The sequence below is a fragment of the Pseudomonas sp. WOUb67 genome (assembly GCF_050058005.1).
GTDB classification, from domain to species: domain Bacteria; phylum Pseudomonadota; class Gammaproteobacteria; order Pseudomonadales; family Pseudomonadaceae; genus Aquipseudomonas; species Aquipseudomonas putida_R.
Genome location: NZ_CP170112.1, coordinates 1,993,186 through 2,013,388 on the forward strand (window position 1 = coordinate 1,993,186; position 20,203 = coordinate 2,013,388).

Here is a 20,203-nt window from a genome sequence, read left to right on the forward strand (position 1 = left end):
TCCCACAGGTACTGTATGAGCCTGAAGCCTGCGCGGTCCCTGTGGGAGCGGGTTCACCCGCGAAGAATCCAGCGCGGTGGATGGCACCGGCTTCGCCGGTGTTCGCGGGCACGCCCGCTCCCACAGTGATCGCGCAATCTTTTAGATTTTGATCAAGACAGTTGCTCCCACAGGTACTGCATAAGCCTGAAGTCTGCGTGGTCCCTGTGGGAGCGAGTTCACCCGCGAAGAATCCTGCGCGGTGGATGGCGCCGGCTCGCCGGTGTTCGCGGCTGAAGCCGCTCCTACAGGTACTGCATAAGTCTGAAGCCTTCGCGGTCCCGGTGGGAGCGGGCGTGCCCGCGAAGAGCCCAGCGCGGTGGGTGGCACCAGCTTCGCCGGTGTTCGCGGGCATGCCCGCTCCCACAGTGATTTGAACTGCGCCCCAAAACTTAGAAGGCTTTACGCCTCGTGATCTTCCCAGTCACGGGTACGTTCGACGGCTTTCTTCCAGCCGGCATACAGCTTCTCTTTTTGCGTTTCATCCAGCTGCGGGCTGAACTCGCGCTCGATGATCGCCTTGTCGCGCAACTCGTCCAGGCCGCTCCAGAAACCGCAGGCCAGGCCGGCCAGGTAGGCGGCGCCCAGGGCCGTGGTTTCGCGCATTTGCGGGCGCTCCACGCACGTGCCGAGGATGTCGGCCTGGAACTGCATGAGGAAGTTGTTGGCCACTGCGCCACCGTCCACACGCAGCTCGGACAGGCGTTGGCCGCAGTCCTGCTGCATGGCATCGAGCACGTCGCGGGTCTGGTAGGCGATCGACTCCAGCGCGGCGCGGATGATGTGGTCCACCTTTACCCCACGGGTCAGGCCGAACAGCGCGCCACGGGCATACGGGTCCCAGTACGGGGCACCCAGGCCGGTGAAGGCCGGCACCAGATAGACGCCGTTGCTGTCCTTGACCTTGCTGGCGAAGTACTCGGTATCCAGGGCGTCGTTGACGATCTTCAGCTCGTCACGTAGCCACTGCACGGTGGAGCCACCGTTGAACACCGCGCCTTCCAACGCATAGGCCACCTCGCCACGCGGGCCACAGGCGATGGTGGTGAGCAGGCCGTGGGACGACTTTACCGCGTGCTCGCCGGTGTTCATCAGCAGGAAGCAGCCGGTGCCGTAGGTGTTCTTGGCCTGGCCGGGCTCCACGCACATCTGGCCGAACAGTGCCGACTGTTGGTCACCCGCGATGCCAGCAATCGCAATGCCGCTCTTGGTCTGGCCGTACACTTCTGAAGAAGAACGAACCTCGGGCAGCATCTGCCGCGGGATGCCGAGGATTTCCAGCAGCTTGTCGTCCCACTCCAGGCTATGGATGTTGAACATCAGCGTGCGCGAGGCGTTGGTGTAGTCGGTGACGTGCACCTTGCCGCCCGAGAACTTCCAGATCAGCCAGGTATCGATGGTGCCGAACAACAGTTCGCCACGCTCGGCGCCTTCGCGGGCGCCCTCGACGTTGTCGAGGATCCACTTCAGCTTGGTGCCGGAGAAGTACGGGTCGGTGACCAGCCCGGTGGTGTCGCGAATGTAGTCTTCATGGCCGTCGCGCTTGAGTTGGGCGCAGATCTCGGTGCTGCGGCGGCACTGCCAGACGATGGCGTTGTAAACCGGGCGGCCGGTTTCCTTGTCCCACACCACGGTGGTTTCGCGTTGGTTGGTGATACCGATTGCGGCTACCTGGGCATGGCTGATGCCTGCCTGGGCCAAGGCCTCGACCATGGTCGCGCTCTGCGTGGCGAAGATTTCCATCGGGTCGTGCTCGACCCAGCCCGCCTGCGGATAGTGCTGGGCGAACTCGCGCTGGGAGGTGCCCACCACATTGGCGTCGCGGTCGAAAATGATGGCACGCGAACTGGTGGTGCCCTGGTCCAGGGCGATGATGTAGTGCTTGTCCTGGGTGTCTGTCATGGTCGTAGGCCTTGCGAGAATAGGAGGTCAGGGCTGGGCATATAGCCGGCATCAATTGGCTTGAGTATCGCCCTGGCGATTGTCATTTGTCTCAGGGTTCGCGGCAGCGGCCATTGGCAGGTTGCGGGCAATCAGGCCGCGATAGGTCGCGGCACCCAGGCAAGCGCCAAGGATCGGTGCAAACACCGGAACCAGGAAATACGGTATGTCCCGTCCGCCAGTGAAGGCGATTTCGCCCCAACCGGCCAGGAATGTCATGAGTTTTGGCCCGAAATCGCGGGCAGGGTTCATGGCAAAGCCGGTCAGCGGGCCCATGGCGCTGCCGATCACGGCGATCAGCAGGCCGATCAGCAGCGGGGCCATGGCGCCGCGTGGCAGGCCGTTGTTGTCGTCGGTCAGGGCCATGATCACGGCCATCAGGATAGCCGTGATGACGACTTCAACCAGGAACGCCTGGCCGGTGGACAGCAAGGGGTGTGGGTAGGTGGAGAACACCGAGGCCAGCTCCAGGCTGGCTTCGCTACCGCGCAACATGGCGTGGGCCTGTTCGAAATCGAAGAACAGGTTGCTGTACAGGGTGTAGACCAGCGCCGCGCCACAGAATGCGCCGCATACCTGGGCCAGCATGTAGAAGGGCAGCTTGCGCTTGTCGAAACCGGCGAACAGGGTGAGGGCGATGCTCACTGCCGGGTTCAGGTGCGCGCCGGAAATGCCGGCGGTGAGGTAGATCGCCATGCTCACGCCGACGCCCCAGATGATACTGATTTCCCACAGACCGAAGCTGGCGCCGGCGACCTTGAGCGCGGCAACGCAGCCGGTACCGAAGAAAATGAGCAGGGCAGTGCCGAGAAACTCGGCCAGGCATTGGCTGGACAGCGTGGGTTGGCGTAGAGCAGTCGTCATGTATGACCTCGTTTTTTTTGTTGTGAGGCGCGTGGCGCTCGACAGCAAAGCCCGGTGTCGATCCCCATTGACCCCGGGCAAATACAGGAAACGCACCTTAAAAGTGCGCCATTTGTTCAGAAGCGAAAAAATATAGACAAGAAACGCTGATGTCAAAGGTCGAAAGTGAACGACCAGTCACGAAATGGTCGCTAAAATCGGCTGCGGATCCCCGTACTAGAGGTGCGCGATTGCGGTGCGCTGGCTGCGCTGTGGGAATTGTCCTAAAGTAGCCGCCGAGCCGTCCCAGACCGGAGCCCTTGCATGACCCCCGCCCTAGACCTGTTGAAGAAGCATCGCGCCGAGCACCGTGTGCACAGTTATGAGCATGACCCCAAGTCGGCGTCATACGGTCTGGAGGCGGCGGAAAAGCTGGGGCTCGACCCGCAGCAGGTGTTCAAGACCTTGCTGGCGAGCAGCGAGAAAGGGGAGTTGCTGGTGGCGGTGGTGCCCGTGGTGGGCACTCTGGACCTCAAGGCCCTGGCCCATGCTGCCGGGGTAAAGAAATGCGAGATGGCAGACCCTGCCGCGGCGCAGCGGGCCACAGGTTATCTGGTAGGTGGGATCAGCCCGTTGGGGCAGAAAAAGCGCCTGCGTACGTTCATTGACGAATCAGCGCAGAACTTTGCAACCATCCATGTCAGCGCTGGACGGCGTGGGTTGGAAGTGGAGTTGGCGGCGGCGGTGCTGGCCGAGCATACCCAGGGCAAGTTTGCCGGGATCGGTCGGGGCTGAGATATTTGGGGCCGCAAAGCGGCCCCAAAATGTTGAATCAGGTCGCCGAACTGTACCGACGAACGCCATTCTCCTGCCGCGGCAACTGCGCCGCCACACTGCCCGGTACCGGGAACAGCACCAGGTGATCGGCCTTTACCGCGATCCCCACGCTCTCGCCGACCTGATGGTCGTTATGGCTCGGGAAGATCGCTTCCAGCTGGCTGCCAGTCGGCAGTTGCAGGCGGTACAGGGTCGATGCCCCCAGGAAACTCTTGCCGACGACGTTTGCCTGCAATGCGCTGCCCGGTGCATGCACGATATCGTCGGGCCGCAGCAGCACGTCCACTGAACTGCCCGGTGCCATGATGTAGGCACGGTTGCCGCGCAGTTCACCCAGCTCGGTATTGACGGCCTCGTGGCTGCTCATCTGCCCACGGATGAAGTACCCCTGGCCAATGAAGCTGGCCACAAACGGCGTCTGCGGTTCGTGGTAAAGGTTGTAGGGCGTGTCCCACTGCTCCAGCCGCCCCTCCTTGAACACACCCACCTGATCGCTGACGGCAAAGGCTTCTTCCTGGTCATGGGTAACCAGGATGGCGCTGGTGCCACGGCTCTTGAGGATATCGCGAACCTCATGGCTCAGGCGCCGGCGCAACTCTACGTCAAGGTTGGAGAACGGCTCGTCGAGCAGCAGCAACTGCGGCTCAGGCGCCAGCGCACGGGCCAGGGCGACCCGTTGCTGCTGGCCGCCAGACAGCTCATGCGGGTAACGCCCGCCCAGGCCGCCCAGCTTGACCAGTTCGAGCATCTCTTCGATGACGGCGGCCTGGCGTGGGTGCTTGGCGATGCCAAAGGCAATGTTCTGCGCCACGGTCAGGTGCGGGAACAGCGCGTAGTCCTGGAACACCATGCCGATGCGGCGCTTTTCCGGGGCCAGGGTGAAGCCTGCGCGGGAAATGACCTCTCCGGCCAGCTGGATCTCGCCTTCGTGCACCGGTTCGAAACCGGCAATGGCGCGCAGCGTGGTGGTTTTCCCGCAACCGGATGAACCCAGCAGGCAACCGATGTCGCCTGCGTTCAGGTGCAGGTTGAGGTTCTGGACGATGCGCTGGTCGCCATAGCCGCAGGCGAGGTTGCGCAGGTTGAGCAGTAGGGGTTGACTCATGCGTGGTGGTAAGCCGGTTCTACAAGGAATTCGAGAAGCGCCTTCTGTGCATGCAGGCGGTTTTCAGCCTCGTCCCAGGCGACCGAACGTGGGTCGTCGAGCAGGTCCTGGCTGATTTCCTCGCCACGGTGGGCGGGCAGGCAGTGCATGAAGAGGACATCGGGTGCCGCCAGGTCGAGCAGTTCGCGGGTGACCTGGTAAGGCGCGAAATGCGCCAGGCGCCGTGCAGTTTCCTCCTCCTGACCCATGGAAGTCCAGACATCGGTGACCACAAGGTGTGCATCGCGCACGGCTTCCTTGGCATCACGGATGATCTGCACGCGGTCACCGCCCAGCGCCATGAAGCGCTGATCCGGCTCGTAGCCTTCGGGGCAGGCGATGCGCAACTGGAAATCGAACTGCCTGGCGGCCTCGATATAGGAGTTGCACATGTTGAAGCCGTCGCCGATCCAGGTCACTGTCTTGCCCTGGATCGAGCCGCGGTGCTCGAGGAAGGTCTGCATGTCGGCCAGCAGTTGGCAGGGGTGCGACTCGTCGGACAGGCCGTTGATCACCGGCACGCGCGATTTGGCGGCGAACTCGGTGAGGGTGCTGTGGGCGTGGGTCCGAATCATCACCACATCGACCATGCTCGACAGCACGATGGCGCTGTCACCGATCGGCTCGCCACGGCCCAGCTGGGTGTCGCGCGGCGACAGGAAGATGGCCTGGCCACCCAGCTGGATCATGCCGGCCTCGAAAGACACGCGGGTACGGGTGGAGGATTTCTCGAAGATCATGCCCAGCACGCGGTTCTTCAGGGGCTCGAACAGCACGCCTCGTTTGCGCAGGTCCTTCAGCTCGATACCGCGGCGGATCACCCCGAGCAATTCGTCGGTGGTGAAGTCCAGCAGGGAGAGAAAGTGCCTAGCGCTCATGATTGACTACCTTATCTGCAACGGTATGCAGGTCGACCGTATGGTTTTTTTTGACAACGGGAGTGACCTGCGGCGTAAGCCGCACGGGGCGGACGAAAATAGGGAAAGGCGCAATACTATAAGTAAATGTCGCCTGAAGCCAAGGGGGAATCAGCGGCCTGATTGCAAAGGGTGTTGCAAAGGGTGTCTTCACCCATCGGCCTGTGCTGTTTTTTATTTGCTACACGAGGTTGTACAGGGCTTGCTGGCAATTTGGCAAATGGCTGTCGCAAATCGTGTGCCTGATGTCGGTGGATTCACGCGGCGAAGGGCGCTGGCCGGGGGGCAGGGGCCGGGCGCATAGTCACTGTTCGACAACAACAAGGCAGAGGCGGCCATGACCAAGACCCTGCATCACCGTGCCTGTCACCTGTGCGAAGCCATCTGCGGGCTGAACATCGAAGTCAGCCATGAAGACGACGGGCGGGCGCTGATCAGCTCGATCAAGGGCGACGCCCAGGACCCGTTCAGCCGTGGCCACGTCTGCCCCAAGGCCGTGGCCCTGCAGGACATCCAGAACGACCCTGACCGCCTGCGCCAGCCCCACAAGCGGGTGGGTGAGCGTTGGCAGGCCATCGGCTGGGACGAGGCCTTTGAGCTGGCCGCCGAAAAGCTGTGGGCGGTCCAGCAGGCTCATGGGCGCAATGCGGTGGCGGTGTACCAGGGCAACCCGAGCGTGCACAACTACGGTTTGATGACCCACAGCAACTACTTCCTCGGCCTGCTCAAGACACGCAACCGTTTCTCGGCCACCTCGGTGGACCAGTTGCCGCAGCATCTGGTCAGCCACCTGATGTATGGCCATGGCCTGCTGCTGCCGATTCCTGACATCGACCAGACCGACTTCATGCTGATTCTTGGCGGCAACCCGCTGGCCTCCAACGGCAGCATCATGACCGTGCCGGATGTGGAAAAGCGCCTGAAGGCTCTGCGTGGCAGGGGCGGGCGCCTGGTGGTAGTGGACCCTCGGCGCAGCGAAACGGCGGCCATGTCCGATACCCATTTGTTCATCCGCCCGGGTGGGGATGCGGCCTTGTTGTGCGGCTTGCTCAACACCCTGTTCGAGGAGGGCCTGGCGAAGGGCTCGCACTTGCCAATCAACGGCCTGGCGCAGGTGCGCGAAGCGCTTGCCCCGCTCAGCGCCGAAGCCATGAGCACGCACTGCGGTATCGCCGCAACGGATATCCGCCAACTGGCACGGGACTTCGCCGCAGCAGGCAAGGCCGTGTGCTATGGCCGCATGGGCGTTTCCACCCAGGCCTTCGGCACCCTCTGCCACTGGCTGGTGCAACTGATCAACCTGGTGACCGGCAACCTTGACCGAGAAGGCGGGGCGTTGTGCACCGAGCCTGCCGTCGACCTGGTCGCCACCACCTCGGGCGGTCATTTCAACGCCTGGCAGAGCCGGGTGTCGGGCTTGCCCGAGTACGGTGGCGAGCTGCCCGTGTCGGCGCTGGCCGAAGAGGTGCTGACGCCGGGTGAAGGGCAGGTGCGCGCCTTGGTGACAGTGGCCGGCAACCCGGTGCTGTCCACGCCAAACGGTCGCCAGCTGGATGCGGCCCTGGAAGGCCTGGAGTTCATGCTCAGCATTGACCTCTACATCAATGAAACCACCCGGCATGCCGACCTGATCCTGCCTTCCACCACAGCGCTGGAAAACGACCACTACGACAGCACTTTCAACTTGCTGGCCGTGCGCAACGTCACCCGTTTCAACCGGGCGATCCTGGCCAAGCCGGACGGGGCGCTGCACGACTGGGAAATCTTCGTCGGCCTGGCCCAGGCGTTTGCCAGGCGTGCCGAGCTTGAATTGAAACCGACCTGGGCACCTGCGCAGATGATCGACCTGGCCTTGCGCAAGGGGCGCTACGGCGAAGCAACGCCTTGGCGGCTTTCACTGGCAACGCTGGACGACCATCCACACGGCCTTGATCTCGGGCCTTTACGCAGCAACCTCGCTGCGCGTCTGGCGACTACCAGCAAGGCTGTCGAAGCGGCACCCCAGATGTTGCTGGACGACCTTCAACGCCTGGCGCAGCTGGCACCGCCTGTGCCGGGGGAACTGCTGCTGATCGGCCGCCGCCATGTGCGCAGCAACAACTCATGGATGCACAATTTCCACCGCCTGGTGAAAGGCAAGCCACGCCATCAGCTGCTGATGCACCCGCAAGACCTGCAGCAGCGGCAGTTGCAGGACGGCCAGCGAGTGCGTATCCGCTCGCGCACGGGTAATCTCGAAGTCGAAGTGCAGGCCTGTGAGGACATGATGCCCGGTGTGGTCAGCCTGCCCCATGGCTTCGGTCATGGTCGTCAGGGCGTGCACATGCAGATCGCCCAGACGCAGCCCGGCGTGAGCGCCAATGACCTGACCGACGAGCGCTTGCGCGACCAGGTTTCTGGCAACGCCGCGCTCAATGGCGTACCCGTGCAGGTGGAGGCCGCGTAAGGAACAGCAAGGCCGAGCACGCTGCTCGGCTTTCCGTTACAATGCGCCACCGTGCCGACAACAGCGTCGCAAAGTTAAGCCGAGGTGCTACATGGATATCATCGAAACGATCAAAGAGCAGATTGCCAACAACACCATTCTGCTTTACATGAAAGGCTCGCCGAACGCCCCGCAATGCGGGTTCTCGGCCAAGGCATCGCAAGCAGTGATGGGTTGTGGCGAGAAGTTCGCCTACGTCGACATCCTGCAGAACCCGGAAATCCGTGCCAACCTGCCAAAATATGCCAACTGGCCGACCTTCCCGCAGCTGTGGGTAGCCGGTGAGCTGGTTGGCGGTAGCGACATCATGCTGGAAATGTTCCAGAACGGCGAGCTGCAGACCCTGATCAAGGACGCTGCTGCCAAAGCCAAGGCTTCCGAAGCCTGAGCTTCCGGCGAGCATAAAAAAACCCGCTGATCGCGGGTTTTTTTATGGGGTGAAGATTTATTCTTCGCCCATCTGCGACTGCAGGTAGTTTTCGATAGTGATCTTGTCGATCAGCCCCAGTTGGGTTTCCAGCCAGTCGATGTGCTCTTCCTCGGATTCAAGGATGTCTTCGAGCATGTCACGCGAGCCGAAGTCGCCAGCGGTTTCGCAATGGGCGATGGCTGCCTTCAGGTCCACCAGGCCTTTCTTTTCGAGCTTCAGGTCGCACTCGAGCATTTCCTTGGTGTGCTCGCCGATCATCAGCTTGCCCAGGTCCTGAACGTTCGGGATGCCTTCGAGGAACAGAATACGCTTGATCAGTTTGTCAGCGTGCTTCATCTCATCGATGGATTCCTTGTACTCGTGCTTGCCGAGCTTGTTCAGGCCCCAATCTTCGTACATGCGTGCGTGCAGGAAGTACTGGTTGATCGCGACCAGCTCGTTTCCGAGGATCTTGTTGAGATGCTGGATGACGCTTACGTCGCCTTTCATTTCGGGTTCCTGCCCTGTAGAAGTGTGCCAATACAGTGAAGTTTGAGCCCGATACTTAGGAGTGTCAAACCTAAGTTGTTGAATAATAAGTGAAAATTAATAGGAATAAGAATGTTTGTGAACCGCGTTGGAACGCTAACTTATTGAATTTAAGGCATAAAAAAACCGGACACAGGGTCCGGTTCTTTGAATTCTGGGTTTTCAGGCCGCGGTAAATTCCACGGGATAGGGTAGGGCGGCCTGGCTGACCTGAAGCTCGGTCAGGGTCTCACGGACCACTTCCTTGGCCAGGCAGGCGCATTTGCCACACTGGCTTGCGACATTGGTCGCGGCTCGCACTTCCTTGTAACTGCAGCATCCTTCATAGATCGCATCGCGGATCTGTCCGTCGGTGACGCCGACACAAAGACACACATACATAAGGGCTGACCATCGCGGGTTGAGTCGATGGATTGGAGCTTAATGTTAATGAGAATGCTTGTCAAAGTGCTTTCTGAAAAGGCTGTGCTTGAGCGACCGGTGGTTGCCTGCCTGATGGATTCGGCCTGTCATCAGAAGCCGTGTATGATGGTCGGCCTTTGTTGGATGTCGGGCAAGCCCGTCTGGCCCGGCAAACGGTTTTTCACCCTCATCAGGAGATTACAATGAGCGTACTCGTTGGTAAGAAAGCCCCCGATTTCACCGTTCCTGCCGTACTGGGCAATGGCGAGATCGTCGACAGCTTCAACCTGGCTTCGGCCATCAAGGGCAAGTACGGCCTGGTGTTCTTCTACCCGCTGGACTTCACCTTCGTCTGCCCGTCCGAGCTGATCGCCCTGGACAACCGCATCCCGGACTTCCAGTCGCGCAACGTCGAAGTGATCGGCGTGTCGATCGACTCGCACTTCACCCACAACGCCTGGCGTAACACCCCGGTGAACAACGGTGGCATCGGTCAGGTCAAGTACACCCTGGCTGCCGACATCACCCACGAAATCTGCAAAGCCTACGACGTCGAGTCCGAAGGCGGCGTGGCCTTCCGTGGCGCCTTCCTGATCGACACCAACGGTGTTGTCCGTTCGCAGATCGTCAACGACCTGCCACTGGGCCGCAACATGGACGAGCTGCTGCGCCTGGTTGACGCCCTGCAGTTCCACGAAGAGCACGGCGAAGTCTGCCCTGCCAACTGGAAAAAAGGCGACAAAGGCATGAACGCTTCGCCAGAAGGCGTTGCTGCCTACCTGAGCGAGAACGCCGGCAAGCTGTAATTGCCGCTCGCATAAAAAAACCGGCCTTCATGGCCGGTTTTTTTGTGTCCGGACTTCAAGGCTTGCAGCGCCTGCTCAGGCCTCTTCGCGGGTGAACCCGCTCCCACAGGAAACCCACAAGCCTTAGCCTTGTGCGATACCTGTGGGAGCGGGTTTACCCGCGAATACTTTTGCAGATTAATCGTTGAAGTCGCGCCAGCCGCCCATCTCTTTCCAGCGGTTGACGATGCCGCAGAACAGCTCGGCCGTCTTCTCGGTGTCATAACGCGCCGAGTGCGCCTCACGCCCGTCGAAGTCGATGTCTGCACTCTGGCAGGCACGCGCCAGTACGGTCTGGCCATACGCCAGGCCTGCGAGGGTCGCGGTGTCAAAGCTCGAGAACGGGTGGAACGGGTTGCGCTTCAGGTCGTTGCGCGCCACCGCCGCATTGAGGAAGCCCAGGTCGAAGCTGCTGTTGTGGCCGACCAGGATCGCCCGCTTGCAGCCATTGGCCTTGAGCGCCTTGCGAATGCCGCGGAAGATGTCGGTCAGTGCGCTTTCCTCGCTGACGGCCATGCGCAGCGGGTGGTCCAGCTTGATGCCGGTGAACTCCAGCGCGGCGGCTTCGATATTGGCGCCCTCGAACGGCTCTACCCGGTGGAAGTAGGTGTGCTCGGGGAACAGGAAGCCCTTCTCGTCCATGCCGATAGTGACGGCGGCAATTTCCAGCAGGGCATCGGTGGCGCTGTTGAAACCACCTGTCTCCACATCCACCACTACCGGCAGGTAGCCGCGGAAGCGCTCGGCCATCGGGTGGCGCGAACCGCTGCTGCCCTGGGTGTCCATGTCGTCTTCGTAGAGTTCTTCGCTCACGCGTTTTCCTCCAGCAGGCGCCAGCGCAGTTTTTCACCGGCGCGCAGCGGGATTACGGTCTGCTCGCCAAACGGCAGGCTGTCCGGGGCGGTCCATTCTTCACGCACCAGGGTAATGGTGTCGGTGTTCGCCGGCAGGCCATAGAAGGCCGGGCCGTGCAGGCTGGCAAAGCCTTCCAGCTTGTCCAGCGCGTTGCGCTGCTCGAACGCTTCGGCGTACATCTCGATGGCCGCATAGGCGGTGTAGCAACCGGCGCACCCGCAGGCGTTTTCCTTGGCGTGACGGGCGTGCGGCGCCGAGTCGGTGCCCAGGAAGAACTTCGGGTTACCGCTGGTGGCCGCGTCCAGCAGCGCCACCTGGTGGGTGTTGCGCTTGAGGATCGGCAGGCAGTAGAAGTGCGGGCGAATGCCGCCGACCAGCATGTGGTTGCGGTTGTACAGCAGGTGCTGCGCGGTGATGGTCGCGCCGACGTTGGCCGAAGCCTCGGTGACGAACTGCGCGGCATCGCTGGTGGTGATGTGCTCGAACACCACTTTCAGCGTGGGGAAACGCTCGACCAGACGACGCATGTGCTCGTCGATGAAGCGCTTCTCGCGGTCGAACACGTCGATCTCGCTACGGGTCACTTCGCCGTGCACCAGCAGTGGCATGCCGACGTCCGCCAGCGCCTCGATGGCCGGGAAGATCTTGTCGATGCTGGTCACGCCCGAATCGGAGTTGGTGGTGGCGCCGGCCGGGTACAGTTTTGCGGCGTACACGATGCCGCTGGCCTTGGCCGCGCGAATGTCTTCGGGGCTGGTGCGGTCGGTGAGGTACAGCACCATCAGCGGCTCGAAGCGGCTGCCGGCAGGGCGGGCGGCAAGGATGCGCTCACGGTAGGCGCCGGCCTCGTCGGCATTACGCACCGGAGGAACCAGGTTGGGCATGATGATGGCACGGGCAAAAGTGCGCGCCACGTCGCCAACGGTGTGGGGCAGGACGGCACCATCGCGCAGATGGATGTGCCAGTCGTCGGGGCGCAGGAGGGTCAGGCGATCGGACATTGGGGATTCCAGGCGGGTCGAACTCAAGCCCCAATGCTACCGGAAAACCCTGGGGCGAGCACGGCTATCAAGTTTTCCGGCCGGCGTCCGATAGCCTGCAGGTAAGCCGTCAGAATTTGTGGAGCCGCCCGTGCGCCAGCGTTACCTAACCCTGTTGACCCTGTTCGCCAGCCTGCCGGCCGGCGCACTGACTTTCCAGACGCGCATGGAGAACATTGCCTGGAAGGTCGAGGGTGACCAGTTCGAGTGCCGTCTGATCCAGCCGATAGAAGGTTTTGGCAGCGGCGAGTTCGTGCGCCGGGCAGGTGAACAACCGGTGTTCCAGCTGCGCTCGGACAGCAACGTGCTGGGTGCAGGGACAGCCAGCCTGCTGGCGGCTGCGGCGCCGTGGCAGCCTGGGCGGGGTGATATCAACCTGGGCAGCGTGCGCATGGCCCGCACCGGTGTGCTGTTCAGCTCCTCCCAGGGCCAGGCCAGCCGCCTGATAAACGGCCTGCTCGACGGGCGCAGCACCGTGGTGCGCAATTACGGCGGTGAGGCCGGCAGGGCGATGGAAGTGCGCGTGCTGCCGGTCAGCTTCGCCAAGGCCTACAGCGACTACCTGGCCTGTGCCGGCAAGCTGCTGCCGATGAATTTCGATCAGGTGCGCCAGACGCAGGTGGGCTTCCCGGGGGGCGGCACCGATCTGGACGCGTCGGCGCGTGCACGGCTGGATGTGATCCTGGATTACATGAAAGCCGACCCGACGGTGAACCATATCGAACTCGACGGCCACTCCGACAACAGTGGCAACCGCCTGACCAATCGTGACCTGTCGCGTCGTCGCGCGCTGGCGGTGGCTGACTACTTCAAGGCCCATGGGGTGGCGGAAGACCAGATCATCGTGCGCTTCCATGGTGAGCAGTACCCGTTGGTGAAGAACAACAGTGCTGCCAACCGGGCGCGTAATCGGCGGGTGAATATCGAGCTGGACCAGATTACGGTGGTGGTGAAACCCGTGGAGAAACCGGTTGAGCCAGCGGCGCCTGCTGCTCCGGCCCCAGCCCCAGCCCCCGCCAGCCCGGCTGCTGCCGCGCCGGGGGCGAAGGCGCCCTGAGATCGGTGTTGTTCCAGGTGTTTGCCACAACATTTTCAGCGCCTGTGAAATCGAGCGCCGCCCGCGCGGCGCTTCGCAGCACAAGGCTGCTCCTACATCTGTTTCCGGCCAATTATTCCTGAGCCCTAGGCGCGCGGCCCCTAGGTGCTCACCTCAATAACGTGTCCAACATACAAGGCGTTCGCGCGCGCTGGTGCAGGCGTCACTGGCCCGAAACAGATGTAGGAGCAGCCTTGTGCTGCGAAGCGCCGCGCGGGCGGCGCTCGATCTCATAGGCGCTAGAGATGTTGAGGCATGCACCCGTCGCCCTTCCGACAGTTCCTGTCGCTTTGTCGTCAGAAGCTGTCGCCCCACTGTAAATTTATCCGCAAGGCCGTTAGAATCGATCCCTTTCCGTACAACCCCGTGGAGTGATGGCATGGCGGACGTAAAAAAGGTCGTACTGGCGTATTCCGGCGGCCTTGATACTTCGGTGATTCTCAAGTGGCTGCAGGATACCTACAACTGCGAAGTGGTGACCTTCACCGCTGACCTGGGTCAGGGCGAAGAGGTCGAACCGGCCCGTGCCAAGGCCCAGGCAATGGGTGTTAAAGAGATCTACATCGACGACCTGCGCGAAGAATTCGTGCGTGATTTCGTGTTCCCGATGTTCCGCGCCAACACCGTCTACGAAGGCGAGTACCTGCTGGGTACTTCCATCGCCCGCCCGCTGATCGCCAAGCGCCTGATCGAAATCGCCAACGAAACCGGCGCTGACGCCATTTCCCATGGCGCCACCGGCAAAGGCAACGACCAGGTGCGTTTCGAGCTGGGTGCCTACGCCCTCAAACCAGGCGTCAAGGTCATCGCCCCGTGGCGTGAGTGGGACCTGCTGTCCCGCGAAAAACTGATGGACTACGCCGAAAAGCACGGTATCCCGATCGAGCGTCACGGCAAGAAGAAATCGCCGTACTCGATGGATGCCAACCTGCTGCACATTTCCTACGAAGGCGGTGTCCTGGAAGATACCTGGACCGAGCACGAAGAGGACATGTGGAAATGGAGCGTCTCGCCTGAGAACGCCCCGGACCAGGCGACCTACATCGAGCTGACCTACCGCAACGGCGACATCGTTGCCATCGACGGCGTCGACAAGACCCCGGCTACCGTCCTGGCTGACCTGAACCGTATCGGTGGTGCCAACGGCATCGGCCGTCTGGACATCGTCGAGAACCGTTACGTAGGCATGAAGTCGCGTGGCTGCTACGAGACCCCGGGCGGCACCATCATGCTCAAGGCCCACCGTGCCATCGAGTCGATCACCCTGGACCGCGAAGTCGCTCACCTGAAAGATGAGCTGATGCCGAAGTACGCCAGCCTGATCTATACCGGCTACTGGTGGAGCCCGGAGCGCCTGATGCTGCAACAGATGATCGACGCTTCGCAGGTCAACGTGAACGGCGTGGTACGCCTGAAGCTGTACAAGGGCAACGTCACCGTTGTCGGCCGCCAGTCGGACGACTCGCTGTTCGATGCCAACATCGCGACCTTCGAGGAAGATGGCGGCGCCTACAACCAGGCGGACGCTGCCGGCTTCATCAAGCTGAACGCACTGCGCATGCGCATTGCTGCCAACAAGGGCCGCTCGCTGCTCTGATTGCTGGCAGGTGTCCTGAAAACCCCGGCTCAGGCCGGGGTTTTTTTATGGGTGCAGAAAAGTCCGTGGGTTCAGCGCTCGTCGTTCACCATGTTGCCCTCAAGTGCGCTGATCGAAAGTTGCGCACATTGACGCCTATCCAGATTGCAAAAGCGCCAGGTGCGCGCGGGTACGGGGGGGTGGGCAAGTGCAGACAGCAGTTGCTGCTCCATCATGCGGTTGGCGTCGGGGCCGGAAAACATGAACGTGACGGGTTCGCCTTTGGCCGCTTCGTGGGGATCGTTGGCCATGGCAGGAGTGGCCAGGTTGTTCGGGCTCGGCGTGTTGTCATCCGCGGTTATGCCGGGCGATGGGCTGTAGAACGACTTGTAGTTGAAATTGAGCGTCAGGAAGAAGAGTGCTGTGAGAAAGAACGGGAAACCTACCAGAAACCAGGTGTAGAGTCTTTGGCTGGCCTCGCTGAGAAACGGCAATGTGGCGAGGGCGGAGGCTTCGATAATCCCCGCGAAGATGGCAATGATCGTCAGCGGGCCGACAGGTTGTGCTTGGGTCATTTGGGCCGTCTCCAGCGGTTTTGCCCATCTATACCTGACTGTTGGGATCAACTAAAGGCTGGACGGATTTCCGGGTGAGGAGTAATCGCCAGACACCCTGGTCGCCGTGATTTTTCACCTTGTTTGAATTGGATCTTTCTTCAAGTGGGCGTCAGTTTTTCAACTGGTGCGAAACTACGGGCGGGTGGTACCGTAAGTTTGGTAATAAAGAATTTAGTTGTTACAACTGGAGTAGTTATTTGTAGGAAATTTCTGTAAGTGCTGTAAGTTTCATCTGCTCATCAGTTTCGCTGGGAATTCGCCGCGCCATCGGGCGCCCTGTCGGTTATCGTGGCGTGCCAAAGCAAAAACAATGAATCAATGGATATCGCATGAATAAAGTGCTTATCGTGGATGATCATCCGGTCATACGCCTGGCCGTGCGCATGCTGATGGAGCGGCATGGGTATGACGTGGTGGCGGAAACCGACAACGGGGTGGCTGCACTGCAACTCACACGGCAACACCTGCCGGATATCGTGGTACTCGATATTGGCATCCCCAGGCTGGATGGCCTGGAAGTGATCGCGCGCATGGCAACGTTCAGCCCGGGCAGCAAAGTCCTGGTACTGACGTCGCAGGCGCCCGGCAACTTCTCGATGCGCTGCATGCAGGCGGGGGCATCGGGTTACGTGTGCAAGCAGCAGGAGCTCACGGAATTGCTGAGTGCCATCAAGGCCGTGTTGTCAGGGTACAGCTACTTCCCCAACCAGGCCCTGCATGCATCGCGTGGCCGGGGAGGGGGGAGCGAGACGGATATGGTCAACCGTCTTTCGGCGCGCGAGATGACCGTGTTGCAGCAGCTGGCGCGGGGGCGCTCGAACAAGGAAATTGCCGACAGCATGTTCCTCAGCAACAAGACGGTCAGTACCTACAAGTCCCGGCTATTGCTCAAGCTCAATGCGCGGTCGCTGGTTGACCTGATCGAACTGGCGCAGCGGCAAGGTCTTAACTGACTGCCAGGCCGCAAAGCCTCCCGTCAGGAGGCTTTGCCAGGGCTCCAGAGCTGCGCTACAGGTCGTAGTCGAAATCGGCCAACTGCTTTTGCAGGCGGCGTTCTTCCAGCATGTTGTCGATGGTACGGCGTTTGCTCAGGTTGGTCTTTGCGGTTTCGACCTGGGGTTCCGCTTCATCCTCTGTGGCAACAAAATCATCTTCGATCGACAGGTCGTCTTTATCGGTGCTCATGAGTCGCTCCAAGCCAAGGGGCCATTGGCCGTCCTTATAACCAGAAAGCAGACGCTGGTAAAAAAGATTTTTTCAATCGCCGAGAGTGGTTTTGAGCTATCGGCTCAATCGTCGCTGGTCTTGTGCTTGTATTCGCACAAGTCTTCGATCCGGCAGCTGCCACACCTTGGCTTGCGTGCCTGGCACACATAGCGCCCATGCAGGATCAACCAGTGATGGGCGTCGAGCAGGTAATCCTTGGGCACGAACTTGACCAGTTTCTTCTCCACCTCCAGCACCGTCTTGCCTGGCGCAATGCCCGTGCGGTTGCTGACCCGGAAGATATGGGTATCCACCGCCATGGTCGGTTGGCGGAATGCAGTGTTAAGCACCACGTTGGCGGTCTTGCGGCCCACGCCGGGCAGTGCCTCCAGCGCTTCGCGAGTTTGCGGCACCTGGCTGCCGTGCTGCTCTATCAGCATCCGGCAGGCTTCGATGACGTTTTTGGCCTTGCTGTTGTAAAGCCCGATGGTCTTGATGTATTCGCTCAGGCCTTCAACCCCCAGGGCATGGATGGCCTCTGGGGTGTTGGCGACGGGGAACAGGCGGGCGGTGGCCTTGTTGACGCCGACGTCGGTGGATTGCGCGGACAACGTCACGGCGACCAGCAGTTCGAACGGGGTGCTGTAGGCCAGTTCGGTCTTCGGGTCGGGGTTGTCTTCGTGCAGCCTGCGGAAGATCTCCAGGCGTTTGGCGGCATTCATGAAATCAGAGCTTTCCTTGACGACGTGGGTGGGCGGGGCCCGGACGCAGGCGATTGTACAAGGCCAGCACCAGTCCTAGCAGTAGCAGCGCGCCGGGGGCCAGGCTGGCCAGGTGCAGGCCGGTCAGTTCGGCCAACCCTTGGCGGCTGGCGCCGAGCAGCAGGCAGATGGCAAGCACAGCGCCAAGGTGCCTGGCGAGCAGGCGCCAGCGGCGCTGGTCAGGCAACAGTTGGTCGTAGGCCAGGCATGGCAGGCACAGCAGCGCGGGATAGTGGCCCAGGGCAATGGCCAGTGGCAGCAGCCACGCACGCAACGCCAGCTGCAGGCAGCTTGCCAGGGCGGCCAACAGCAGCAGGCTTGCCAGCACGTACGCCCAACTGGTCAGCCGCTGGCGCAAAGGTGTCAGCAACAATTGGTGCAGGCTGCCCATGACGATCGCGCACACGCCAATGGCGGCGCCCTCGCGCAGTGTTCCGGTGGCCCCGAGCATGGGCACCAGGCTTGCGGCCAGCCAGTAGTAGCTATTCATGCGCGGTGCCCTCCAGCAGCATGCTGCGCTGCTCGTCGAAATAGATCAGGGCCTCCTGCAATGCCGTGATCACGGCCCGTGAGGTCACGGTTGCGCCGGCCAGTTGGTCAAAGTCGCCCTGGTCCCGTTTCAGCGCCCAGTGGTCGCCCAGCTGACGGTTGGCAAACTGCCCCAGCCAGTGCAATTGTGGGTCTCCCAGGCGTGCGCCCAACCCCGGGCTTTCCTGTTGCTCGACCACTTGGCTGCCGATCAGTCGGCCGTCTGCGGCGATGGCGATGCTCAGCACGATCGGCCCGGCGTAGCCTTGGGCCTGGCTGATCAGGATGACTGCGGTGGGCTCGCCTGCCCGCGTGGCCCGGTACGCTGCCAGGATACGGCTGTTTGGCCGCTGGGAGGCGGGCCTTGGCAGGGGGGTGTCCAGTGGCTGGTTGTCGTAACTGCCTTCAGGCAGCACCGCCAGTCGCTGGCGGCTTTGCAGTTGCTTCTCGGCGCTGGCGATGGCGGTACTGGTCCAATGTCGCCATGTCAGCGTGGCAGACACAGCCAGTGCCGCGGTCAGCAGCAGCAGGCCTGCGTCACGCGCCAGGCGATTCATCGGGTGGCCTGCTGACGCTGCAGGGCCAGGCGCTCAAGGCTCGGTGCCATGAGGTTCATCAGCAAGATGGCGAAGGCCGTGCCATCCGGGTAGCTGCCCCAGGTGCGAATCAGGTAGATCAGCAGCCCTGCTCCCAGGCCGAAGCACAGCCTGGCCCACTCATTCTTGGGGCCGGAGACGGGCTCGGTGGCAATGAAGAACGCCGCCAGCATGGTGGACCCGGAGAACAGGTGCAGCAAGGGTGAGCCGTTGGAATCCGACCCCGAACCATTCCAGCCCAACAGGCTGAACACGAATAGCCCTGCCAGCAAGCCCGCAGGGGCATGCCAGCTGATCACCTTGCGCTGCAACAGGAACAGGCCGCCGAGCAGGAACGCCAGGTTGACCCATTCGCTGCCCTTGCCGCCAATGCTGCCGAACCCCGGGTGGCTGGCGAACAGCTCGTCAAGGGTGAGGCTGCGATTGTGGCGCAGGCCGTCGAGCAGCGTAGGCCGGGCCCATGCATCGATGTGCTCGCCACCCGCGAAAACCTGCTGCAGGCTGTCCAGCAAGCCTGGTGCAGGCCCTGGCCAATGGTTCATCTGTAACGGGAAGCTCAGCAATACGAAGGCATAACCGACCATGGCCGGGTTGAACAGGTTGCGCCCGACACCGCCAAAGGCCTGCTTGCCGATGCCGATGGCAACGCTGGTGGCGACCACAGGCAACCACCAGGGGGCCAGGGTGGGCAGGGCGCATGCCAGCAGGACGGCGGTGACCAGTGCGCTGCCATCGCTCAGCGCCGGCGTCGGCGGTTGCCCGCGCATCGTCAGCAGCAGGGTTTCGCACAGCGTGGCGGCACAGGCGCAGAGCAACAGGTTCACCAGCAAACCCCAGCCGTGCAGCCACAGCAGTGTCAGCAGGCCAGGTATGCAGGCCAGCAAGACCAGGCCCATGCTGGTGCGTAGTCGCGGGTCGGGGCTGGTGTTCATTGTGCAAACAGTCCATTGAAACCGGAAAACGCCATGGCCATTACCCCGACACCGATCAATTCGATGGGCAGGCCGCGCAGCACGCCGGGGATATCGGCATGGGCACTGCGCTGGCGCAGGTCGGCGAACAAGACCAGCGCCAGCCAGAAGCCTACACCGGCCAGCAAGGCTTGCAGCATCGTGGCTGGCCACGTGCTGTCGTCGCTGGCCTGCTGCAGCGCCAGCCCCAGCGCTACGGCATTGCTCAAGAGCAGGGCTGGCAACCCCGTTACGGGCCAGGCGGGGCGCCATTTGGTTAGCAGCCATGGCACGCCCCTGGCGAGCAATGCCAGCCAGGGCAATAGCACGAACAGGGCAAGGTCGTGGATGTGCAACGGGGCAAGCACCCCTCGCATCAGCAACTGGGCACCGATCATGCCCAGCGCAATGCACAGCGCGCAGGCCAGGCCGTGCACATGCAGGTGCAGCCTGGGGGCTGACGGTTGTGGCAGGCACAGGTGGTTGACCAGCGCGGCGCTGATCAGGACCAGGATGTAGTCGCTCATGAGATGACGATAGCCGGTAATCAGGGTGATTGTCCGGCAA

General features: G+C 61.9%; 22 protein-coding genes. 7 read left to right on the forward strand and 15 right to left on the reverse strand.

The features are described from left to right. Window positions 1-441: 441 nt before the first annotated feature. A complete protein-coding gene (gene glpK, locus ABOC32_RS08935) occupies window positions 442-1,941 on the reverse strand; it encodes a glycerol kinase GlpK (protein WP_426810784.1) in 1,500 nt (499 codons plus the stop codon). Between the two features lie 51 nt (window positions 1,942-1,992). Then, window positions 1,993-2,844 (reverse strand): MIP/aquaporin family protein, encoded by an 852-nt coding sequence (locus ABOC32_RS08940; RefSeq protein ID WP_156859545.1) that lies wholly within the window; start codon window positions 2,842-2,844, stop codon window positions 1,993-1,995. 303 nt (window positions 2,845-3,147) lie between these two features. On the opposite strand from ABOC32_RS08940, the gene ybaK reads away from it, so the two are divergent. Further along, entirely contained in the window at window positions 3,148-3,618 is a 471-nt protein-coding gene (gene ybaK / locus ABOC32_RS08945) for a Cys-tRNA(Pro) deacylase (RefSeq protein ID WP_012273891.1), read from the forward strand. Between the two features lie 37 nt (window positions 3,619-3,655). On the opposite strand, the gene ABOC32_RS08950 is transcribed toward ybaK, so the two are convergent. Together ABOC32_RS08950 and argF are read right to left on the reverse strand one after the other, a co-directional pair. Next, window positions 3,656-4,765 (reverse strand): ABC transporter ATP-binding protein, encoded by a 1,110-nt coding sequence (locus ABOC32_RS08950; protein ID WP_043197605.1) that lies wholly within the window; start codon window positions 4,763-4,765, stop codon window positions 3,656-3,658. Further along, a complete protein-coding gene (gene argF / locus ABOC32_RS08955; protein WP_016498209.1) occupies window positions 4,762-5,682 on the reverse strand; it encodes an ornithine carbamoyltransferase in 921 nt (306 codons plus the stop codon). The genes ABOC32_RS08950 and argF overlap by 4 nt, the downstream gene beginning before the upstream one ends. A gap of 376 nt (window positions 5,683-6,058) precedes the next feature. Between argF and ABOC32_RS08960 the strand changes: the two genes are divergently transcribed. Both ABOC32_RS08960 and grxD read left to right on the forward strand, forming a co-directional pair. Continuing rightward, window positions 6,059-8,167, forward strand: coding sequence for a molybdopterin-dependent oxidoreductase (locus tag ABOC32_RS08960; protein WP_426810785.1), 2,109 nt, complete (start codon window positions 6,059-6,061; stop codon window positions 8,165-8,167). A gap of 91 nt (window positions 8,168-8,258) precedes the next feature. Continuing rightward, entirely contained in the window at window positions 8,259-8,594 is a 336-nt protein-coding gene (grxD, locus tag ABOC32_RS08965) for a Grx4 family monothiol glutaredoxin (protein WP_016488783.1), read from the forward strand. 57 nt (window positions 8,595-8,651) lie between these two features. Here grxD and bfr read toward each other — a convergent pair whose 3' ends face one another. Beyond that, window positions 8,652-9,125 carry a bacterioferritin gene (bfr, locus tag ABOC32_RS08970; protein WP_019096555.1) on the reverse strand — a complete coding sequence of 158 codons (474 nt, stop codon included), beginning with the start codon at window positions 9,123-9,125 and terminating at the stop codon, window positions 8,652-8,654. 201 nt (window positions 9,126-9,326) lie between these two features. Then, window positions 9,327-9,545, reverse strand: a complete 219-nt coding sequence (locus tag ABOC32_RS08975; RefSeq protein ID WP_016488781.1) for a bacterioferritin-associated ferredoxin — start codon at window positions 9,543-9,545, stop codon at window positions 9,327-9,329. A 224-nt stretch (window positions 9,546-9,769) separates the two neighbouring features. Between ABOC32_RS08975 and ABOC32_RS08980 the strand changes: the two genes are divergently transcribed. Next, window positions 9,770-10,372, forward strand: coding sequence for a peroxiredoxin (locus ABOC32_RS08980; RefSeq protein WP_043197598.1), 603 nt, complete (start codon window positions 9,770-9,772; stop codon window positions 10,370-10,372). Between the two features lie 177 nt (window positions 10,373-10,549). Here the strand turns inward: ABOC32_RS08980 and rnt are convergent, their stop codons facing one another. Then, window positions 10,550-11,197, reverse strand: a complete 648-nt coding sequence (gene rnt / locus ABOC32_RS08985; protein ID WP_426811583.1) for a ribonuclease T — start codon at window positions 11,195-11,197, stop codon at window positions 10,550-10,552. A gap of 23 nt (window positions 11,198-11,220) precedes the next feature. Next, window positions 11,221-12,267 carry a dihydroorotase gene (pyrC, locus tag ABOC32_RS08990; RefSeq protein ID WP_426810786.1) on the reverse strand — a complete coding sequence of 349 codons (1,047 nt, stop codon included), beginning with the start codon at window positions 12,265-12,267 and terminating at the stop codon, window positions 11,221-11,223. Between the two features lie 130 nt (window positions 12,268-12,397). On the opposite strand from pyrC, the gene ABOC32_RS08995 reads away from it, so the two are divergent. Then, window positions 12,398-13,363 carry a flagellar protein MotY gene (locus ABOC32_RS08995; RefSeq protein WP_426810787.1) on the forward strand — a complete coding sequence of 322 codons (966 nt, stop codon included), beginning with the start codon at window positions 12,398-12,400 and terminating at the stop codon, window positions 13,361-13,363. A 418-nt stretch (window positions 13,364-13,781) separates the two neighbouring features. Continuing rightward, window positions 13,782-14,999 (forward strand): argininosuccinate synthase, encoded by a 1,218-nt coding sequence (locus tag ABOC32_RS09000; RefSeq protein WP_426810788.1) that lies wholly within the window; start codon window positions 13,782-13,784, stop codon window positions 14,997-14,999. A gap of 71 nt (window positions 15,000-15,070) precedes the next feature. On the opposite strand, the gene ABOC32_RS09005 is transcribed toward ABOC32_RS09000, so the two are convergent. Further along, a complete protein-coding gene (locus ABOC32_RS09005) occupies window positions 15,071-15,553 on the reverse strand; it encodes a hypothetical protein (RefSeq protein ID WP_426810789.1) in 483 nt (160 codons plus the stop codon). A gap of 371 nt (window positions 15,554-15,924) precedes the next feature. Between ABOC32_RS09005 and ABOC32_RS09010 the strand changes: the two genes are divergently transcribed. Continuing rightward, complete coding sequence (locus tag ABOC32_RS09010; RefSeq protein WP_016488774.1) at window positions 15,925-16,548, forward strand: response regulator transcription factor; 624 nt, start codon at window positions 15,925-15,927, stop codon at window positions 16,546-16,548. Window positions 16,549-16,603: 55 nt separating this feature from the next. Here ABOC32_RS09010 and ABOC32_RS09015 read toward each other — a convergent pair whose 3' ends face one another. The 6 genes from ABOC32_RS09015 to ABOC32_RS09040 form a co-directional block, all read right to left on the reverse strand. Continuing rightward, window positions 16,604-16,780: a PA3496 family putative envelope integrity protein gene (locus ABOC32_RS09015; RefSeq protein WP_043197588.1), complete on the reverse strand. Its 177-nt coding sequence runs from the start codon at window positions 16,778-16,780 to the stop codon at window positions 16,604-16,606. 104 nt (window positions 16,781-16,884) lie between these two features. Continuing rightward, window positions 16,885-17,523 (reverse strand): endonuclease III, encoded by a 639-nt coding sequence (gene nth / locus ABOC32_RS09020; RefSeq protein ID WP_426810790.1) that lies wholly within the window; start codon window positions 17,521-17,523, stop codon window positions 16,885-16,887. Between the two features lie 4 nt (window positions 17,524-17,527). Further along, window positions 17,528-18,052: an NADH:quinone oxidoreductase gene (locus ABOC32_RS09025; RefSeq protein ID WP_426810791.1), complete on the reverse strand. Its 525-nt coding sequence runs from the start codon at window positions 18,050-18,052 to the stop codon at window positions 17,528-17,530. After that, on the reverse strand, window positions 18,045-18,647 hold the full coding sequence (locus tag ABOC32_RS09030) for an RnfABCDGE type electron transport complex subunit G (protein ID WP_426810792.1): 603 nt from the start codon (window positions 18,645-18,647) through the stop codon (window positions 18,045-18,047). The genes ABOC32_RS09025 and ABOC32_RS09030 overlap by 8 nt, the downstream gene beginning before the upstream one ends. Then, a complete protein-coding gene (locus tag ABOC32_RS09035) occupies window positions 18,644-19,618 on the reverse strand; it encodes an RnfABCDGE type electron transport complex subunit D (protein ID WP_426810793.1) in 975 nt (324 codons plus the stop codon). Before ABOC32_RS09035 ends, ABOC32_RS09030 begins: the two co-directional genes overlap by 4 nt. Beyond that, a complete protein-coding gene (locus ABOC32_RS09040) occupies window positions 19,615-20,163 on the reverse strand; it encodes an Rnf-Nqr domain containing protein (RefSeq protein ID WP_426810794.1) in 549 nt (182 codons plus the stop codon). The genes ABOC32_RS09035 and ABOC32_RS09040 overlap by 4 nt, the downstream gene beginning before the upstream one ends. Window positions 20,164-20,203 lie beyond the last annotated feature (40 nt).

Coding starts and splice junctions, on each gene's coding strand:
- glpK (WP_426810784.1), bottom strand. CDS start 1,941: ATGACAGACACCCAGGACAAGCACTACATCATCGCCCTGGACCAGGGC.
- ABOC32_RS08940 (WP_156859545.1), bottom strand. CDS start 2,844: ATGACGACTGCTCTACGCCAACCCACGCTGTCCAGCCAATGCCTGGCC.
- ybaK (WP_012273891.1), top strand. CDS start 3,148: ATGACCCCCGCCCTAGACCTGTTGAAGAAGCATCGCGCCGAGCACCGT.
- ABOC32_RS08950 (WP_043197605.1), bottom strand. CDS start 4,765: ATGAGTCAACCCCTACTGCTCAACCTGCGCAACCTCGCCTGCGGCTAT.
- argF (WP_016498209.1), bottom strand. CDS start 5,682: ATGAGCGCTAGGCACTTTCTCTCCCTGCTGGACTTCACCACCGACGAA.
- ABOC32_RS08960 (WP_426810785.1), top strand. CDS start 6,059: ATGACCAAGACCCTGCATCACCGTGCCTGTCACCTGTGCGAAGCCATC.
- grxD (WP_016488783.1), top strand. CDS start 8,259: ATGGATATCATCGAAACGATCAAAGAGCAGATTGCCAACAACACCATT.
- bfr (WP_019096555.1), bottom strand. CDS start 9,125: ATGAAAGGCGACGTAAGCGTCATCCAGCATCTCAACAAGATCCTCGGA.
- ABOC32_RS08975 (WP_016488781.1), bottom strand. CDS start 9,545: ATGTATGTGTGTCTTTGTGTCGGCGTCACCGACGGACAGATCCGCGAT.
- ABOC32_RS08980 (WP_043197598.1), top strand. CDS start 9,770: ATGAGCGTACTCGTTGGTAAGAAAGCCCCCGATTTCACCGTTCCTGCC.
- rnt (WP_426811583.1), bottom strand. CDS start 11,197: ATGGACACCCAGGGCAGCAGCGGTTCGCGCCACCCGATGGCCGAGCGC.
- pyrC (WP_426810786.1), bottom strand. CDS start 12,267: ATGTCCGATCGCCTGACCCTCCTGCGCCCCGACGACTGGCACATCCAT.
- ABOC32_RS09000 (WP_426810788.1), top strand. CDS start 13,782: ATGGCGGACGTAAAAAAGGTCGTACTGGCGTATTCCGGCGGCCTTGAT.
- ABOC32_RS09005 (WP_426810789.1), bottom strand. CDS start 15,553: ATGACCCAAGCACAACCTGTCGGCCCGCTGACGATCATTGCCATCTTC.
- ABOC32_RS09010 (WP_016488774.1), top strand. CDS start 15,925: ATGAATAAAGTGCTTATCGTGGATGATCATCCGGTCATACGCCTGGCC.
- ABOC32_RS09015 (WP_043197588.1), bottom strand. CDS start 16,780: ATGAGCACCGATAAAGACGACCTGTCGATCGAAGATGATTTTGTTGCC.
- nth (WP_426810790.1), bottom strand. CDS start 17,523: ATGAATGCCGCCAAACGCCTGGAGATCTTCCGCAGGCTGCACGAAGAC.
- ABOC32_RS09025 (WP_426810791.1), bottom strand. CDS start 18,052: ATGAATAGCTACTACTGGCTGGCCGCAAGCCTGGTGCCCATGCTCGGG.
- ABOC32_RS09030 (WP_426810792.1), bottom strand. CDS start 18,647: ATGAATCGCCTGGCGCGTGACGCAGGCCTGCTGCTGCTGACCGCGGCA.
- ABOC32_RS09035 (WP_426810793.1), bottom strand. CDS start 19,618: ATGAACACCAGCCCCGACCCGCGACTACGCACCAGCATGGGCCTGGTC.
- ABOC32_RS09040 (WP_426810794.1), bottom strand. CDS start 20,163: ATGAGCGACTACATCCTGGTCCTGATCAGCGCCGCGCTGGTCAACCAC.